At 62.1% G+C, this 17,491-nt stretch carries 11 protein-coding genes and 2 pseudogenes; 1 reads left to right on the forward strand and 12 read right to left on the reverse strand.

Annotated elements, in window-relative coordinates; genetic code table 11:
• Positions 1–3: 3 nt before the first annotated feature.
• From PseAD21_RS07365 to PseAD21_RS30220, 10 genes and pseudogenes are all read right to left on the reverse strand, one after another.
• A complete protein-coding gene (locus PseAD21_RS07365; RefSeq protein WP_102355118.1) occupies positions 4–2,772 on the reverse strand; it encodes a malto-oligosyltrehalose synthase in 2,769 nt (922 codons plus the stop codon).
• The gene (gene malQ, locus PseAD21_RS07370) at positions 2,769–4,847 is read right to left on the reverse strand and encodes a 4-alpha-glucanotransferase (protein ID WP_102355119.1); all 2,079 of its coding nucleotides are present in this window, start codon (positions 4,845–4,847) and stop codon (positions 2,769–2,771) included. Before malQ ends, PseAD21_RS07365 begins: the two co-directional genes overlap by 4 nt.
• A complete protein-coding gene (gene treZ / locus PseAD21_RS07375; RefSeq protein WP_102355120.1) occupies positions 4,844–6,646 on the reverse strand; it encodes a malto-oligosyltrehalose trehalohydrolase in 1,803 nt (600 codons plus the stop codon). Before treZ ends, malQ begins: the two co-directional genes overlap by 4 nt.
• Positions 6,647–6,664: 18 nt before the next feature.
• Positions 6,665–8,251, reverse strand: a complete 1,587-nt coding sequence (gene glgA / locus PseAD21_RS07380; protein ID WP_102355121.1) for a glycogen synthase GlgA — start codon at positions 8,249–8,251, stop codon at positions 6,665–6,667.
• Between the two features lie 650 nt (positions 8,252–8,901).
• On the reverse strand, positions 8,902–9,855 hold the full coding sequence (locus tag PseAD21_RS07385) for a D-2-hydroxyacid dehydrogenase family protein (RefSeq protein ID WP_102355122.1): 954 nt from the start codon (positions 9,853–9,855) through the stop codon (positions 8,902–8,904).
• Between the two features lie 13 nt (positions 9,856–9,868).
• Entirely contained in the window at positions 9,869–10,921 is a 1,053-nt protein-coding gene (locus tag PseAD21_RS07390) for an alpha/beta fold hydrolase (RefSeq protein ID WP_102355123.1), read from the reverse strand.
• A gap of 86 nt (positions 10,922–11,007) precedes the next feature.
• Positions 11,008–11,442 carry a YqaA family protein gene (locus PseAD21_RS07395; protein ID WP_102355124.1) on the reverse strand — a complete coding sequence of 145 codons (435 nt, stop codon included), beginning with the start codon at positions 11,440–11,442 and terminating at the stop codon, positions 11,008–11,010.
• Positions 11,442–11,888: a DUF411 domain-containing protein gene (locus tag PseAD21_RS07400; RefSeq protein ID WP_102355125.1), complete on the reverse strand. Its 447-nt coding sequence runs from the start codon at positions 11,886–11,888 to the stop codon at positions 11,442–11,444. The genes PseAD21_RS07395 and PseAD21_RS07400 overlap by 1 nt, the downstream gene beginning before the upstream one ends.
• A 434-nt stretch (positions 11,889–12,322) precedes the next feature.
• Positions 12,323–12,850 (reverse strand): annotated as a pseudogene (locus PseAD21_RS30215) (methyl-accepting chemotaxis protein); the annotation flags it as partial.
• A 333-nt stretch (positions 12,851–13,183) separates the two neighbouring features.
• Positions 13,184–14,314 (reverse strand): annotated as a pseudogene (locus PseAD21_RS30220) (cache domain-containing protein); the annotation flags it as partial.
• A 380-nt stretch (positions 14,315–14,694) separates the two neighbouring features.
• On the opposite strand from PseAD21_RS30220, the gene PseAD21_RS07410 reads away from it, so the two are divergent.
• Entirely contained in the window at positions 14,695–15,222 is a 528-nt protein-coding gene (locus PseAD21_RS07410) for a hypothetical protein (RefSeq protein ID WP_102355127.1), read from the forward strand.
• Between the two features lie 48 nt (positions 15,223–15,270).
• Here PseAD21_RS07410 and PseAD21_RS07415 read toward each other — a convergent pair whose 3' ends face one another.
• Positions 15,271–16,197, reverse strand: a complete 927-nt coding sequence (locus PseAD21_RS07415) for a GNAT family N-acetyltransferase (RefSeq protein ID WP_102355188.1) — start codon at positions 16,195–16,197, stop codon at positions 15,271–15,273.
• Complete coding sequence (locus PseAD21_RS07420) at positions 16,197–17,486, reverse strand: phenylacetate--CoA ligase family protein (protein ID WP_102355128.1); 1,290 nt, start codon at positions 17,484–17,486, stop codon at positions 16,197–16,199. Before PseAD21_RS07420 ends, PseAD21_RS07415 begins: the two co-directional genes overlap by 1 nt.
• Positions 17,487–17,491 lie beyond the last annotated feature (5 nt).

Below are 17,491 nucleotides of genomic sequence, written 5' to 3' on the forward strand. Positions count from 1 at the left end.
TCGTTACGTAAAGAGTTGGATAAAGAGATTGACCGGGATATCCCCCAGCGCGGCGCTGACGTTCAGCTCCCTGTTTTTTGTGACTGCGCTGCTGTGAAAAAGTCCCTTCAGGTTTGTGTCAGAGGCGGCGAACGGTAAAACCACCCGCGTATCGCCCCAGCGCAGCGCATCGACCTGTGGCACGGCACTGTTTTCCAGCAGCGTCGCGCAGCGGATCGGCACGATCACGATGGCGTACGTCCCTGCGTGTTCACGGGCAAACGCGAGCACGTTGTGCGCCTGGCTGCCCAGCACCTCCAGGGCCTGGTACGTGCCTCGCCGAAACAGCTCGGCGTGTTCGGCGCGCAGGTTCAATGCCTGGGCGATCAACGTTTGTTTGATGCGCCCGTCACGCCAGTTCGCCAGCAGATCCTCAAGCAATGCATGTTCGTGCAGGGCCTGCTTGCGAGCGGCGTAATCCACCGGCCGGCGGTTGTCCGGATCGACCAGGCTGAAATCCCAGAACTCGTTGCCCTGATACAGATCCGGCACCCCCGGCACGGTCATGCGCAGCAAGGTTTGCGCCAGGCCATTCAGCGCGCCGGCCGCGGCGATGCTGTTGACGGTCTTGCTCAGCGCCGCGCGCAGCAGTTCGCCCTCGTCCCCGGTGAGCAGGCGTTGGGTGAACGTCTGTGCGGCGTTCTCATAGGCTTCGTTGGGCGCGCTCCAACTGCTTTGCAGCTTGGCTTCGCGCAGGGCTTTCTGTTGCCACTGCCAGATGCGCCGCGCGTAATCGGCAAAGCCTGATTGATCGTCACTGCGCAGTTGCAGCGGCCAACTGCCGAGCAACGCCTGATAAAGGATCAGTTCATCGGCGGACGACGGCAGGTGATCGTCGTCACGCAACGGCCGGGCGAGGGCGCGCCACAGCTCGACCTGTTCGGCGTACCAGTGGCTGCGCTCGCTGAGCACCGCCAGCCGTGCGCGGGTGTCTTCGCCGCGTTTGTGGTCGTGGGTGGCCGTGGCCAGCAGATTGTCGGGAAACGTCTCCAGCCGCTGCTGATTGAGCGCATGAAAGTCACTGACCGGCGCGCTGAATTGCTCGGTGTTGTAGCCGACGTCATTGCGCGACAGCAGCACCGCCGAGCGATACAGCGCGGTGTCTTCGACGGCCTTGGCCGCTGCCGGTGAGGTCAGTTGCTGGAAGCGCACGCAGGCGTGTTTGAGGATCTTGCGCGAGCGCCCACGCGGTTTGTGCCGCCATGGCGTGCCGCCGAGCCAGACCGCCACGCAGTCGAGCACCGGCCAGTCGCCTTCGCCGAGGTTCTGGCGGGCACCGTCCATGGCTTGCTGGAAGAACTGTTCATCCTGCGCCGAGCGGCCCAGTGCGCTGATATAAGTGCGGTAGACCGGGAAGTGCACGATCAGCGCCTGCAACACCCGGCGGATCGCGCCGAGGGTCAGGTCACGGGTCATCAAGTCATCCCGCGCCACTTGCAACAGGGCTTGGGCAACGCTTTCGCAATCACTGGCCAGCGAACCATTGAGGATCTGCTGGCGCGCCAGTTGTGCTTCTTCGATGAACGCTGCCGGGCGCTCGGTGCGCCGTTGCCAGAGGTCGCCGAGCACATATTCGCCATCGGGGTCGTGTTGCAGCAGCGACAGTTGATTCATGAATTCGTAACCGGTGCTGCCATCCACTGCCCAGTCACGGCGCAGGGCTTCGCCGGCGCCGAGAATCTTCTCGACGTAGATCGGCAAGTGCCGGCCCGGCGCGAGCAGGTCGAGGCGCCGGCGCAGTTTGCGGCAGTACCCGCGCGGGTCGGCGAGGCCGTCGATGTGGTCGATGCGCAGGCCGTCGACCAGGCCTTCGGCGATCAACTGGAAGATCTTGCCGTGGGTCGCTTCGAACACGGCAGGGCGTTCGACGCGCAGGCCACCGAGTTCGTTGATGTCGAAAAAGCGCCGCCAATTGATGTCGTCCGCTGCGGTACGCCAACTGGCGAGACGGTAGCTTTGACGTTCGAGCAACGGGTGCAGCTTGTCGAAACCTTCGGCGGTGGTGGAATCGTAATGCGCGAGACTGCTCTCGATTGCCGCGAGGATCTGCGGATCACTGGCCAGCTCGCGCAGTTCTGCCTTGAGTGGCATTGCCAGCGAGTGAGCGTCGGTCTGGTAGCTGAGGGTACTGAAACGATCGGCCAGGGACTTCAGCACTGCGACCGGTTTGAGCAGTTCGCCGTAGTCGTTCGGGCAGATCGGGAAGTGATGCTCGTAATGCTCGACGTGGAAACGGCCTTGCTGCACATCGAAATGCAGTTTCAGCGTACCTTCCTGCAGGGCGATGCCGTAATCGCTGCCGAGAAACGGCAGCAGCAACTGGCCTTCCATCAACGGGTCCGGCGAGTGCCATTGAATGTCGAAAAACTCGCCGTAAGGGCTCAGCCGGCCCCATTCCAGCAGGTCGAGCCACCACGGATTGTCACCGCCGCCGACCGCCATGTGGTTGGAGACGATGTCGAGGATCAGCCCCATGTTGTGTTCGCGCAGAGTGCTGACCAGTCGCCGCAGCGCCGGCTCGCCGCCGAGTTCCGGGTTGACCTGGGTCGGGTCGACCACGTCGTAGCCGTGCATCGAGCCCGCACGGGCCGCGAGCAGTGGCGAGGCATAGATGTGGCTGATGCCCAGGCTGGCAAAGTACGGCACCAGCGGCACTGCTTGTTCCAGGGTAAAACCCTGGTGAAATTGCAGGCGCAGGGTGGCGCGCAATGGCTGGATGAGCGTCTGGTTCATTGGTCACGCTCGGCAGCCTGAAGGCGGGCGCAGGCCAGCAGTTCCAGACGGCGCGCGGCATCGACGCCATCGAGCAAGGCTTCGCTGTTACCGGGCAACCGTCGCGACCAGTTCGGGTGGCTGTCGATGGTGCCGGGCAGGTTGGCCTGTTCGTCGATGCCCAGCGCATCCTCCAGCGGCAGCAATACCAGCGGTGCGCGGGTATGGCCGAGGAAGCGCACGCTGGCGTCCACCACCTGATCGGCTTCGTGGGATTCTTCGCGGAAATTCTGCGGGTCCTGACTCAGGGCGCCGCGCAGGCCTTCGCGCTCACGCTGGCGATGACGCCGCCATTCGATTTCGCCGTTGGCATCGACAAAGCCCAGGCGCGCATTCCAGTCGATATCGCGGCCATGCCACCAGCCGTTGAGCGTCGGCAGGTCATGGGTGCTGGTGGTCGCCAGGGCGTTGTCCGGCCAGTCGAGAATCGGCTTGAAGCGGGTGTTGTCCTGTTCAAACAGCAGCACGCGCATGCCGAGAATCGAGCGGGCACTGAGTTTCTCCCGCAGGCCATCGGCTACGGTGCCGAGGTCCTCGCCGAGGACGATGGCCTGATGGCGATGGGATTCGAGGGTCAGCAGACGCAGCAGATCGTCCACCGGGTAATACAGGTACGCACCGTCGGCCGGTGCGGCGCCGTTTGGAATCACCCACAGGCGTTGCAGGCCCATCACGTGGTCGATGCGCAAGCCCCCGGCATGCGCGAAGTTGGCCCGGAGCATGTCAATGAAGGCACGAAAGCCGTTGCGGATCAGGCCTTCGGGCGAAAACGCGGAAATCCCCCAGCCCTGACCGGAGCGGTTGAGAATGTCCGGCGGCGCGCCGACGGTGAGCGAAGCGAGCAATTCGTCCTGAAAACTCCAGGCTTGACTGCCGGCACCGTCGGCACCGACTGCCAGGTCGGCGATCAGGCCGATGCCCATGCCGGCGCTGCGCGCGGCGGTTTGCGCGCGCTCCAGGCAGCGGTGGATCAGCCATTGGCAGAAAGCGAAGTAGCCGATGCGCTCGGCGTACTCCTCGGCAAACGCTTCGAGGGCGGCGCCGCGCGGGTCGTGCCAGTGTTCCGGCCATTCGCGCCAGTCGAGGCTTTCGCCACGAGCGGCGCGCATTTGCTGGATGGCTTCGAAGCGGCAATGGTTTTCCAGCGCTTCGCCACCGCTGTGGCGGAAACTGGCGAAGTCCGGATGCAATGGATGCTCGCCCGCGACGAAGCCGTCGTACAAGGCTTGCAGGAGCTTTTGTTTGGCATCGGCCGCCGTCGGCCAATCAATAAGCTTCAGGTCTTCCAGTTGCTGGAATTGTTCGGCCAGCCCGCTGGCCTCGATCGCATCACGCAGGGCACGTTCACCGAGGATCGCCCCGGGGGCGGCATACAGCGAGTTGAGGAACAGACGGCTGGACGGCGAATAGGGGCTGTAGCGCCCGGTGTCGGCGCTGAACATCGCGTGCAGCGGGCTGATTGCCAGCGCGTCGGCGCCGCGCTCGCCGGCAACCCGGGCCAGTTCTTCCAGCGCTTGCGTGTCGCCAAACCCGCCATCGCCGGGGCGGCGCAGACCGTACAGTTGCACGCTCAGGCCCCAGACGCGGGGGATCGGGTTGTCCACCGCATCGCCGACGCTGAAGCAGCGCTCCGGCGCTACGGCCAAAGTGAAATATTGATCGTCGATGTGCACCTGTTGATAGCCGACCGGGATCAGCCCGGGCAGCACCGCTTCGGCATCGAGTCTGAGGTTCAGTCGCGAGCCGTCTTCAAGGTGGATTTCACACGGGGTTTCAGGTTCGAAATAACGCGCCAGATCCACGCCGACACCTACGTCGGCGGTGAGCAGCGGCGGCAAGTGGCGGTCTTGCTGGACTTGTTGCAGCTCCAGCAGGCTGGCGTCGATTTCCTGCGCGGTATTGGCCGGATGGCCCAGTCCGGTGAGGACATTGCGCAGCACCGCCGGGGCGACTTTTTGCGGGCGGCCATTAGCGTCGATCCAGTCGACGGCGAGGCCGGCTCTGCTGGCGAGAATTTCCAGTTGCGCATCGCTCATAGGCGCTCTCCATCCAAAGGTTGCAAGGGGGTTGCGGCCGTGAGGCTGACAAGCGCGCAATACGCGGGCAGTTGGCCCGGTTCCGACAGGGCAACGGCCGGCGGCTGTTGAAACAGCCACACGGCGTTGGTCTGTGCAGGGTTGACCACTGGCGTGTCGCTGAGGTTCAGGTCAATTCGCAGCTCACTGCCATCGCCCAGGCGCCAGCGCGCACTGACCGCGCCATGGCCGAGCATGTGCGCGCCGAGCGCCTGGGTGCCGGACAGGTGGGGAATGATGTGTTGATGGCGCAATTGCAGCAGTTGCCGGTACAAGGTGAGGGTTTCCTGCTGTTTCGCGGTGCCGCTGCCGATCAGTCGCGGCTGTGAGGCGTGGAAGGTCTGTTCGGCATTCGGGTCGGGAATCTTTTCGCGCTGATGCGGATCGGTGAAAGCGCTGAACCCGGCGAATTCATTGCGCCGGCCTTCGCGCACCAGCTCCGCCAGTTCGCCGTGGTGGCTGGTGAAAAACAGGAACGGCTGCTCGGCCGCGAACTCGTCGCCCATGAACATCAGCGGAATCATCGGCGACAGTAGCAACAGCACGGTGGCCGCCTGCACCGCCCGAGGCTCGGCCAGTTGATGCAGACGCTCGCCGAGGGCGCGGTTACCGATCTGGTCGTGGTTCTGCAGGAACAGAATGAAAGCGGTGGAAGGCAGGTGTTCGCTCGGCTCGCCGCGCGGTTCACCGTGACGGGTGATATGGCCCTGGAACACGAAGCCCTGGCTCAGGCAACGGGCCAATTGTTCGGTGGGTTGCAGCGCATAGTCAGCGTAGTACGCGTCGGTTTCGCCGGTCAGCAGCACGTGCAAGGCGTTGTGGCCGTCGTCGTTCCACTGCGCGTCGTAGTCTTCTTCGAGCAGGCTCGACTGGTTGAGCTCGTTCTCCACGGTCAGCCAGACGTGGCGGGTCGGGTCGATCTGTTGGCGGATGCGTTGCGCCAGTTCGGGCAGGAAATCCGGACTTTCAATCGCGTGAACCGCGTCCAGCCGCAGGCCATCGAAGCGGTATTCCAGTAACCACATCAGCGCGTTTTCGATGAAGAAATCCCGCACCTCACGGCGGCGGAAGTCGATCGCCGCGCCCCAGGGCGTGTGCTTGTCTTCGCGAAAGAAGCCTTTGGCGTAACGGTTGAGGTAGTTGCCGTCGGGGCCGAAGTGGTTGTAGACCACATCGAGAATCACCGCCAGACCATGGCCGTGGGCGCTGTCGATCAGATGTTTGAGTTGTTCCGGGGTCCCGTAAGAGGCTTGCGGTGCGTAGGGCAGCACGCCGTCGTAGCCCCAGTTTCGGCTGCCGGGAAACTGCGCCAGCGGCATCAACTCGATGGCGGTAATGCCCAGTTCGGCCAGACGCGCCAGGTGCTGCTCGACTTCGGCAAAGCCACCGAGTGCGCCAACGTGCAGCTCGTAGATCACCGCTTCGCTCCACGGCCGACCATGCCAGGTGGTGTGGCGCCACTGATAGGCCAGTGGATCGACCACCACGCTGTGGTGGTCAAGGTCACCGTCCTGGGCGCGGGAAGCCGGGTCGGGCACGTCCAGTTCGCCATCGATGTTGTAGCGGTAGCGAGTGCCCGCCGGGCACCGGGTCTTGATCACGAACCAGCCATCGCCCTGCGGCAGCATCGGCAGGGACTGGCCGTTTGCGAGCTCGACACTGACGTAAAACGCATCCGGTGCCCACAGCGCAAATTGTGTGTGTTCGGCGTCCTGCATGATCGCGCCGTGGGGCCAGTTTTCTTGGGTCCGTAACGGCATCGTGGAAAACTCCCTGATTTATTTGTGGCCGGCTTTACCCAGCGCCTTGGCGACCAGTTGTTCGTAGAGTTCAGCGTAGGGTTCGACCGCTTTGCACCAGTTGAACGGCGCGGCCATCGCCCGGCAACGCATGGCATTGAGCAGTTCGGGGAAGGCGAACACCTTGAACGCGCGGCTCAGGGCTTCGCGGTAGCTGTCGGCAGTGGACTCGTCGAAGAGGAAGCCGGTGACGCCGTTCTCGATGGTGTCTGCCAGCCCGCCGGTGTTGCGTGCCACCGGCAACGAGCCGAAGCGCTGGGCGTACATCTGGCTCAGGCCGCAGGGTTCATAACGCGACGGCATCAGCAGAAAATCGCTGCCGGCAAACATGCGCCGGGCGTCGGTTTCATTGAAGCCGATGCGCACGCCGATCTGCCCGGGGAAGCGCAGCGCCAGTTCGCGCATGGCCTGTTCTTCTTCCGGCTCGCCGCGACCGATGATTGCGATCTGGCCGCCGTTGCGCACGATGTATTCGGACACCGCCTGCGTCAGGTCCAGACCTTTTTGATAGACCAGACGCGAAACCACGGCGAACAGCGGCCCGGTGGAATCGTTCAGGCCGAACAGTTCTCGCACATGGGCGGCGTTGACCGCTTTGCCTTCCCAGTCGCCAATGGCGAATGGCGCGAACAGGTGCGGGTCGGTGGCTGCGTCCCAGCTCTCGTCGATGCCGTTGGGGATGCCGCTGAGCAAGCCTTGCTGGGTCTTGGCGGCGAGAAAACCGTCGAGGCCGCAGCCGAAGTCCGGGGTGGTGATTTCCTGCGCGTAAGTCGCGCTGACCGTGGTGATGTGGCTCGAATACGCCATGCCGGCCTTGAGGAACGACATCTTGCCGTAGAACTCCATGCCTTCCTGTTGCAGGGCATGGTTCGGAATGCCGAGCTCCGGGCATGAGCCGAGGCTGGTCACGCCTTGGTAGGCGAGGTTGTGAATGGTGAACAGGGTCGGCGTGCGCTGCCCGCGCCAGTGCATATAGGCAGGCGCGAGGCCGGCGGGCCAGTCATGGGCGTGCACCAGATCCGGGCACCAGTGAATTTGCGCCAGGTTGGCGGCGATGTCGGCAGCGGCCAGGCCTAGGCGGGCGAAACGAATGTGGTTGTCCGGCCAGTCGCGGCCATTGTTGGCGCCGTAGGGCGACCCTTCGCGCTCATACAGTTCGGGGCAGATCAGGACGTAGATCACCAGCCCGTCGGGCATGTCCATGCGGCCGATCTTGCACGGTGGCAGCGCGGCGTGGCCACCGAGTTCGCCGATGATGTGGATCGGGTTTTCGCTGTGCATCACCTGCGGGTAACCGGGGATCAATACCCGCACATCGTGCAGGTGCGCCATGGCGCGGGGCAGGGCGGCGGAAACGTCACCCAGACCGCCGGTCTTCACCAGGTCGGCGATTTCCGAGGTCACGAACAACACTTTCTTCTTGTTGGGATTCTGGCTGGCGACCGGCGTCAGCGTTTTGGTGCTTGGGACGCTGATCGACCGGCTGCCGGGAAGACTCACGCTGCTCGATTCGCCAACGGCCTGCTGAGCACGCTCTCCCTGAATATCCAATGCCGCACTGATCATATGAATCTCCCGTGTCGTTGATCTGATTCTTGTCTTGAACAAGCGATGTCCTTGGCCAAGTCCTGTGGCCGGGCGCAAACGCGCCACGCATCGGTGAGCAAACGCTACCCAACACGCGCAAGCAGAATGGGTGGAGGGGCCGTTGCAAGGATTGCACCAGTCGCGTTGCCCCTGTGTTTCAGATGACCCGTCGCTTCGCGCAAAAGTTTCGACTTTTTTTCCGCATTGTGACCGGCAGGTCGAGCCCCGCGAAAATCAGTCTAGGCCAGATCCTAGAGCGGGCCAGAGCAAATGGGTAAATTGTTCGACAATCGGTTTGTCAGCGGTGAAAGGCAGGGTTTGCAGGGGCGAACGCACCGACGAAGTGCAGGTTTTTTTGCTGGAGAGGGCCAAAACGGTGACTGTCCGGTCACGTTTCTGTGCTAGCGGGAAGGGAGGGTGCACTGTTGTGGTGCGGGCAGTTTGTTGATTTGTTGTCTGTCCGGGCCCCTTCGCGAGCAAGCCCGTTCCCACACTGGAAATGCGTCGTACACCAATCAATTGTGGGATGGCCCCTTTGCTCCCACATTTGACCGGTGTACGCAGTTCCCTGTGGAAGCGGGCTTGCTCGCGAAGGCATCAGTCGGTCCACCGCCCTCCAAAAATTGCGATCAGTTCAACAGGCGAAGCGGGCTCCCCGCCGCCCAAGCCTGAATATCCTCGATCATCTGCGCAAAGAACTGCTCGTAGTTCTGCCGGCTGACGTACCCCACATGCGGCGTGGCCAGCACATTGTCCAGCGTGCGAAACGGGTGCAGTGCCGGCAGCGGTTCCTGATCGAACACGTCCAGTGCTGCCCCGGCGATCTTCTGTTTCTGCAAGGCCTTGATCAGCGCCGCTTCATCGACAATCGGCCCGCGGGCGGTGTTGACCAGCAGCGCGGTGGGTTTCATCCAGTCCAGCGCCTGCGCATCGACCAGTGCGCGACTGCGCTCGCTGAGCACCAGGTGCACCGACAGCACATCGGCCTGTTCGAACAATTGCTGCTTGCTGACCCAGGTCACGCCGGATGCTTCGGCGCGTTCGGCGGTGAGGTTTTCGCTCCAGGCGATTACGCGCATACCGAACACCTGGCCGAATTGCGCCACCTTCTGGCCAATGCTGCCAAGACCGAGGATGCCCAGCGTCTTGCCGTGCAGGTCGCCGCCCAGCCCTTGCTGCCAGCGGCCGGCACGCAGGGAATTGGCTTCATTCACCAGATTGCGCGTGGCGGCCATGATCAATGCCCAGGTCAGCTCCGGCGCCGCGTGCTTGTAGCTATCGCTGCCGCAGACCTTGATCCCGAGGCTGGCGGCCGCCTGCATGTCCAGCGCTGCGTTGCGCATGCCGCCAGTGACCAATAGCTTGAGGTTGGGCAAGCGCTGCAGCAGGTCCTGGTCGAACCGCGTGCGCTCGCGCATCACGCAGATCACCTGGTACCGGCCCAGTCGCTCGGCCAGGGTGGCGTTGTCCGCCGGGTAATCATGCTCAAACGTCACTTCGCCAATGCTGTCGAGCACCGACCAGTCGACCACATCCCGTGCCACGTCCTGCCAGTCATCAATCACTGCAATCTGCATCGCCATCAGCCTTACCTCATCAACGAACGGGATTGGTATTGTTCAGCCAGCCAAGCAACGCTTTATGAAATTGCTCCGGTTCTTCCATCTGCGGCGCGTGGCCCATGCCGGGGAATTCGACCAGCGTCGACTGGGGAATCAGCTTGGCGACCTGCTTGCCGAGCACATCATAGTGGCCGATTTTTGCCTTGACCTCTGGAGAGGCGAGGTCCTTGCCGATGGCCGTGGTGTCGGACGTACCGATCAGCAACAGGGTCGGCATCTTCAGGTCCTTGAACTCGTAGTACACCGGCTGGGTGAAGATCATGTCGTAGATCAGCGCCGAGTTCCATGCCACCTGGGCTTTGCCCGGGCCATTGCTCAGACCGGCGAGCATGTCGACCCAACGGTCGAATTCGGGCTTCCAGCGGCCGTCGTAATAAGTGTTGCGTTCGTAGTCGCGAATGCCTTGGGCGGTGACTTTGAGTTCGCGCTGATACCACTGATCAACGGTGCGATACGGCACGCCGAGGGCCTTCCAGTCTTCCAGGCCGATCGGGTTGACCAGTGCCAGTTGTTCGACCTGATCGGGAAACAGCAAGGCGTAGCGGGTGGCGAGCATGCCGCCGGTGGAGTGGCCGAGCAGGGTGGCTTTCTGGATGCCCAGCGCCTTGAGCAGTTGCTGGGTGTTGGTTGCCAGTTGCTGGAAGCTGTATTGATAGTGATCGGGTTTGCTGGAGGTGCAGAAACCGATCTGATCCGGCGCGACGACCCGGTATCCAGCCTCGCTCAAGGCCTTGATCGAACTGTCCCAGGTGGCGGCGCAAAAGTTCTTGCCGTGCATCAGCACCACGGTGCGGCCGTTGGCCTTGCCGTGGGCGGCGACGTCCATGTAACCCATCTGCAGGGATTTACCCTGGGACTGAAAGGCAAAGTGCTTGAGTGTGTAGGGGTACTGGAAGCCTTGCAGCTGCGCACCATAAGTGGGGCCTGCGCCGGGCGCCGCTTCAGTGGGTTCGGCAGCATGCGCAAACAGCGGCAGCGCAGCAGTCAGGAACAGGCCGGGCAGCCAGCGGGTTAGCGTGACGGACATAAGGGCAAACTCCATTGAAATCGGCTGATGCTGGAGCGTCCGGATTAGGGCGATGTTAACCACAGGCAACGGCAACGGCGGAATGTTCAATCGAGCCAGCCCAGCGTCAACATCGCCACCACGGCGTAACGCGCGCCCTTGGCGAAGGTGACAATCAACAGAAAGCGCCCGAGCGGCTCACGCATGACACCGGCGATCAGGGTCAGCGGATCGCCAATGACCGGCAGCCAGCTGAGCAGCAGCGACCAGTGCCCATAACGCTCGTAGTGTTTGCGTGCCGTGGTCATGTGGTTGCGGCTGACGGGAAACCAGCGTCGACCCTGAAAGCGTTCGAGGCCACGTCCCAGCCACCAATTGACCAGCGAACCGAGCACGTTGCCCAGCGTCGCCACGCCCAGCAGCCCCCACAGCCAGTAGCGGTCGCTGGCGATCAGGCCGACCAGCAGCGCTTCGGATTGCAATGGCAACAGCGTTGCAGCGCCGAACGCGGCTGCGAACAGCCCGACGTAACCGGCGGCCATCAGTGGGCCGGGTAGTCCGCCACCACCACGTCCGTGCCGTCCTTTTTCAGGCCGATCACTTGATAGGCATCGCTCATGCCATCCATTTCCATGCCCGGAGAACCCATCGGCATGCCCGGTGCGGCCACGCCCAGCAGGTCGTCGCGTTTGCTCAGGGCCAGCACTTGCTCAGCCGGCACATGGCCCTCGACGAACTTGCCGTTGATCAGCGCGGTATGGCAGGAACCCAGGCGCGGTGGCACGCCGTGTTGCTGCTTGAAGCTGCTCATGTCGGATTCGACGTGGTCTTCGACTTTGAAACCGTTGGCTTCGAGGTGGCTGATCCATTTTTTGCAGCAGCCGCAGTTGGCGTCGCGATGGACTTCGATCGGGATCAGGTCGGCAGCCTGGGCCAGGGAGGACAGGAGCAGGGCGCTCAGGGCGGCCAGTCGCAAAGGATTTCGCATGAGGGGCGGTCTCGACTCGGAGGTAAAGCACTGATGGACACCTGTGGCGAGGGGATTTATCCCCGATGGCCTGCGCAGCGGGCCCGAAAAGAAGGGACGCTCCGCGCCCATCGGGGATAAACCCCCTCACCACAGGGGGGGCATTTTCAGGCGGCCATTTTGACCGGATTATCTTGCCCGGCATCAACGGAGTGTTTCAAGTTGATACAAGGCAGACTGGCAGGATGATCGTCGATCAAGGCTGACAGCCTGCTGAGTGAGACATTACAAATCTGTCAGGTGGCCAGATCTGGCGTCCCCCTGTGGGAGCGAGCCTGCTCGCGAAGGCAGTGGGTCAGGCACTGGAGGCAGCGACTGAAACCAGGCTTTCGCGAGCAGGCTCGCTCCCACATTGGTTATCTGTAGGGCAGAAAACCAATGTGGAAAGACAGGGGTCAACGGACCTTGAACCGCCCCATAATCGCGCTGACCCGGCTGTTGGCTTCCAGCAACTGGCGGGTGTTGAGTTCGCTGGCCTGGCCGCTGTGCACCAGTTCCTCGACCATGTGGCGGATCTGCACCATGCTGCGGTTGATCTCTTCGGTCACCGCACTTTGCTGTTCGGCAGCGGTGGCAATCTGCGTGCTGAGGCTGTTGATGTGGCTGACCGAGCCGGCCATTTCGTCCAGGCCCGAGTTGACCCGCGCCGTGGCGTCGGCGGCGGACTGGCAGCTGGCCTGAGTATTCTCCATGGCGCTGACCGAGGAACTCACGCCTTGGGTCAGGCGGATCAACATTTCATTGATTTGCGAGGTACTGGCCTGAGTACGGGCGGCGAGGGCGCGCACTTCATCGGCAACCACGGCAAAACCGCGTCCTTGTTCACCCGCGCGGGCCGCTTCAATGGCGGCGTTGAGTGCCAACAGGTTGGTCTGCCCGGCAATCGCACCGATCACCCCGAGAATCTCGGTGATGCGTTGCGCGTCCTGCTGCATGTTCTCGACTTTCTGGGTGGCACTGGCCACTTCGTCGATCAAGGCCACCACACTGTTGGTCGCTTCACCCACCACCACTCGCGAACGGTCGGCGTTTTCGTTGGCGCGCTGAGTGAAGGCCGCGGTTTCAGCGGCGTTCTGCGCCACGCTGTCGGCGGTCGAGCTCATTTCGGTGATGGCCGTCACGGTCTGATCGGTTTCTGAAGCATGACGTAGCAGGATCTGGCTGGTGTGCGCCGACGTCCGTTGCAGGTCGTCGAGGCTGGTGGCCATGGCGCCGGTGGCCTGGGTCACTTCTCCGATCATGTTTTGCAGGTAGGCAATGAAGGTGTTGACCGAATGGCCGATGGCCCCGAGTTCATCTTCGGCACGGATGGTGATGCGCCGGGTCAGGTCGGCATCGCCGCTGGACAACAAGTCGATGTTGGCTTTCAGCGCTTTCATCCGCGAAACCAGTTGGCGGATTGCATAGACCTGCAACAACACCAGCAGGATCACCAGTGGAATCTGCAACAGGCTCAGGCTGCTGAGTACGTCATCGCGCTGGGCGGTGAGCATCTTGGTCGGCAGGGCGGTGGCGAGGAACCACGGCGTGCCCTCGATCGGGCGCATGAAGAAGGTGCTGGCCTCGCCGTTGTTGTCGAACTCGACGCGTTGCGCCTGATCGCGATGCTGCAGGCCGGCCTTGACCTGGCTGGCGAAGGTTGAGCCGGCGGCCAGCTCGCTGATGTTCTTGAGCACGATCGGGCCACTGATGCGCGAGCTGTTGCTGATGATCTTGCCGTCGGCCTCGACGATCAGCATTTCGGCATTCAGGTCTTTTTCCTTGCGCGCGACCAGGTCGTTGAAGAAGCCCAGTGTCACGTCGATGGTCGAAACGCCCCAGGCCGCGCCGTTTTTCTGGATCGCCATGGCGCAGTTGGTGCGCGGCTCGGCACTCGCGTCGTCTTTATAGGCCGCGGCCCAGGCGCACTGGCCGCGCGGGGTCTGCATGCCGCCCTTGTACCAGCTCTGGTCGTAGTAGTTGGGGGCGGCGTCGCTGTTCCAGAAGGTATTCACCGCCAGTTTGCCCGAGGCGTCGCGGTGCCAGAAGGTACTGAATTTGTTGCGCCCGGCCTCACGCTGGCCCGGCAATGGCCAGATCCCGCCACCAAATACTTTCAGCTCGCCGTATTGATCCACCAGTCCCGGCAACACCGTGTCGATGGCCGCGCTGTCGAGCAGGGGAATGGTTTGGGTGATGCTGCGTTGCTGTGACTGCACTTTGTTCAGTTCGCCCTGGATCTGCTCGGCGACTTCGGCGATGCGATTGAGCACGACTTGCTCTTCGGTATGCCGCAGCTTGGGCGCGACCAGTTGGCTGATACCGACCACGGTCAACACCGACAGCAGCAGGATGAACAGAACCAGAAACAGCGTGTAGCGAGCCTGAATGGTGCGGAATGCGGGCATGGATACCGGTCCTTGAGCTGCAAATTTTTATTGTGGAGTCGGGGGAAAGCGGCGGGGGTACATCAGCGTATCGTCGGCGAGCGGGGAAGCTTTAGGTACTTTCGTGCAAGAACGCGCAAGGCAGGCCAAAAGCGCGTATCGGCCTTGATACAAATAAATTGAGCGGCTTTTGCAAGAACCCCAAAAACCCTCAACAAGGTTCGCGCAATCAGCAGAAATGCCCGAGATAGCGCATCTGTGGCGATTTGTATCGAGAATGTACAAAAATTGTAAGCGACTGCACTAAAAGGGTTGGTGCCACTAGTTGGCCGGTAGATACTTCCCGGCATTCGAGTGGTCCAGCAAGGACATTTCATGGTTTTTTCACAGGGAGTCTTCTCATGACGATCGGCATTGTCGGCGGCTGGGAGAGCAAGGCAGGGGTGCTGGTTCGCAACACGGGTGCGAAAAAGCAGGTGAATCAGAGCGTCAAGGTGCAGCAGATGCTGAGCATGGTCGGTAATGACCCGAACGCGCTGAACACCGCCGAAATGGACAAGCAGGGCCTGCGCAAGAACATCAAGGGCTTCGATCCGGCGAACGTCTCGGTCAAGCAACTGGGCAATCTGAGTGTTTTCCTGCGCAGCCGCGGCCTGATCTCCGAGATCACTTCGTTCACGTTGCTCAATGCTGGCGACAAGTTCGACCGGTTCGGCGTGACCAAAGACGTTGATGCCAAATTCAACGCGCTGGAGTACTTCGCGACCCAGCTCGACGCTATCCAGAGCAATGGCCTCAATGGCAACGCTTACGGCAAGAATCTGATCCCCGAATATAAAAAGGCGATCTACGTGCTGCAGAACCTGAAAACCTACGGTGAAGGCAACGCGCCCAAACCTGTGGATCAAGGCATCAAAGCCAAGGCATAAGCCGACCCTCTACGGCCCGTCCATCCTGTGGACGGGCCGTTTTCATGTCTACTGCGGATTGATTTCACCGCTCTGTCGAGCCTGATCCTGCAGGTGTTGCATGTGCGGGCAGTGCAACGTCAGCGCAGATGCCTGATACCCGCGATGAAACAACGCCAGCCAGCCTTCGCTGCGGTCATCGGGGATAACTCCGGTGAAGGCGAAACCCACTGCAGCCAGTTTGTGCAAGGCGCTGGCAAACCCCTCGGCGAGCCTGAGCCGGAGCGAAATCAGCCACTGCGTCGGCAGTTGTTCCAACTGCTGGAACAGGTCGTCCTCGAGTACTTTCAACACCATGTCATAACGCCCCGATGCATGTTCGAAATGCACCTTCGGGCCCTTCCAGGGCGCGGCGTTGTCTGCGGTGCCAAACGCTGTTTCCAGGTGCAGCATCAACTCGCGACAAGCTTCTGGCCAGAACAGCGCCGGCAGTGGACGTCGATAGCCGTCGATGCAGCAGTGGCCGACTATGATCGTCTCGCGTCCCGGGCCGCCAAAGGGCGTGGGCACGTAGTCCGGCAACAACCCGCAACTGTGAAAGCCGAGACCGGCGGCCATGCGTTGTGTGTACGGGTGTTGCGTCACCTGCTTGATGGTCACGCCCCGGCAATCAAGCGCCTGAGCATGAATCAGCAACTGCTGGCCCAATTGCGTGGCAATGTTCTGTCCGCGAGTTTCCGGGTGCACCACGCTCAATGCCAGTTCTGCCGTCAGTGAGTGGCTGGCGGCCTGGCGAAACAAAGTGGCGTGCCCGCAGATTTCGCCGTTCATCAGAGCCACCATCGAGTGCCAGCGGCCATCGCGGTGGTTTTGGCTGATCATGCAGGGCAAATAGACGTGCGGTTGCACGTAATGGTCGCCGTAGATTTTCCGGAACAGACAGCTGACCGCCGCTGCATCGCCGATCCGATAGCGTCGCAGGATTACCGTATCCATCATCCTCGCCTCAGGCACGGGGTGCCATATTCGCGCCGGTCGACGACCCGCTGACGTTTGCCGGAGCGCGGATGACAAGCCAGTTCGTCATTAGCGCAGTCGATCACGTGCAGGTCCAGCAGATGATCGGCGTGCAACTGCTCGATCAACGGGTATTGGCCAATCAGCGCGCGTCGCAGCCTTGTGGTCGCCAGGGCAACGTCAGACGTTTGCGTGCCCGCTACCCAGCGCAGACTCAGCAGGTCTTTCTTTCCCTGCTGTTCGATGAGCAGTTGCCAATCGTCGCTGTTGCCGATGGCTCGCACCAGATCGGCAATATCACCCGTGTCCAGGCTCAATACGCCCACCCGCACACGCTGGCTGTGCATGCTGCGGCCTGCCAGGGCGAATTTGCGCATCGGCGTCCCGGCGGGTTCGCGCCAGCAGGCCAGGTCGCCGACAGGGTAACGGATCACCGGCATCAGGCGCCGCGTCAGGTTGGTCAAGACCAGCCGTCCATTGCGGTTGCATTCTTCGATGACCTCACCGGTCACTTCATCGATGATCTCCAGCACACTGTGTGTTTCCAGCATCCGGTGCTCGCCCAGGGCGCAATCGCGGGCACTGATGCCGATGAGACCGGCGTCGACGCTGGCATAGCCGATCGAGGCGATGCGTGCGTTCGGGAACACCCGGTCGAGCAATTGCAGTTGCGCGGGGAACAGGCTCTCACCGCCGTAGAGCAGCGTTTCGACACCTTCCAGCGTCCGTGACTGACGCTCAAGCCAGGCGGCGAACTTCAGCAGTTGGGCGGGTACGCCCGCCAGTACGTTGATCCGGTAGGCACCGATCGAGTCGGCCAGCACGCCGCTGTCGGCCTCTCCGGTAAACGGGAACTCGCAGACGGGCGTCTCGACATGGCTCAGGGCGTCGTGGATGAAGATGAAACTCGCATATAGGTCGCCGACGAAAAACAGGTTCGCAACCCGGTCACCGGGGTTCAGTTGCGCCGTGAGATGGCGTCCGAAATCACGCACCAGGGTTTGCCATTCGGCGCGGGTGAACAGCGACAGTTTGCCGGAGCCGGTGGTGCCCCCGGTCTTGAAGATCAGTGCATCGTGCGGGGTTGCGGTCAGCACCGGCCATTGGTCTGGATGCTGGCTGTCGCGCCAATAATGCACAGGGTCGATCAAGGGCAGTTCGGCCAAAGTGCTGATGGGCGCTGCGACGTCCTTGAAATGCTCGCGGTAATAAGCCGAATGTTGGCGGGTGAAACTGAGCAGGGTGGTCAATTCAACGGTTGTGTTCATGATCT

Origin of the sequence: Pseudomonas sp. AD21, assembly GCF_002878485.1 — a bacterium.
Classification (GTDB): domain Bacteria; phylum Pseudomonadota; class Gammaproteobacteria; order Pseudomonadales; family Pseudomonadaceae; genus Aquipseudomonas.

Bases quoted from the DNA above. Each gene is read 5' to 3' on its own strand.
- PseAD21_RS07365 (WP_102355118.1), bottom strand. From the start codon at position 2,772: ATGAACCAGACGCTCATCCAGCCATTGCGCGCCACCCTGCGCCTGCAA.
- malQ (WP_102355119.1), bottom strand. From the start codon at position 4,847: ATGAGCGATGCGCAACTGGAAATTCTCGCCAGCAGAGCCGGCCTCGCC.
- treZ (WP_102355120.1), bottom strand. From the start codon at position 6,646: ATGCCGTTACGGACCCAAGAAAACTGGCCCCACGGCGCGATCATGCAG.
- glgA (WP_102355121.1), bottom strand. From the start codon at position 8,251: ATGATCAGTGCGGCATTGGATATTCAGGGAGAGCGTGCTCAGCAGGCC.
- PseAD21_RS07385 (WP_102355122.1), bottom strand. From the start codon at position 9,855: ATGGCGATGCAGATTGCAGTGATTGATGACTGGCAGGACGTGGCACGG.
- PseAD21_RS07390 (WP_102355123.1), bottom strand. From the start codon at position 10,921: ATGTCCGTCACGCTAACCCGCTGGCTGCCCGGCCTGTTCCTGACTGCT.
- PseAD21_RS07395 (WP_102355124.1), bottom strand. From the start codon at position 11,442: ATGGCCGCCGGTTACGTCGGGCTGTTCGCAGCCGCGTTCGGCGCTGCA.
- PseAD21_RS07400 (WP_102355125.1), bottom strand. From the start codon at position 11,888: ATGCGAAATCCTTTGCGACTGGCCGCCCTGAGCGCCCTGCTCCTGTCC.
- PseAD21_RS07410 (WP_102355127.1), top strand. From the start codon at position 14,695: ATGACGATCGGCATTGTCGGCGGCTGGGAGAGCAAGGCAGGGGTGCTG.
- PseAD21_RS07415 (WP_102355188.1), bottom strand. From the start codon at position 16,197: ATGGATACGGTAATCCTGCGACGCTATCGGATCGGCGATGCAGCGGCG.
- PseAD21_RS07420 (WP_102355128.1), bottom strand. From the start codon at position 17,486: ATGAACACAACCGTTGAATTGACCACCCTGCTCAGTTTCACCCGCCAA.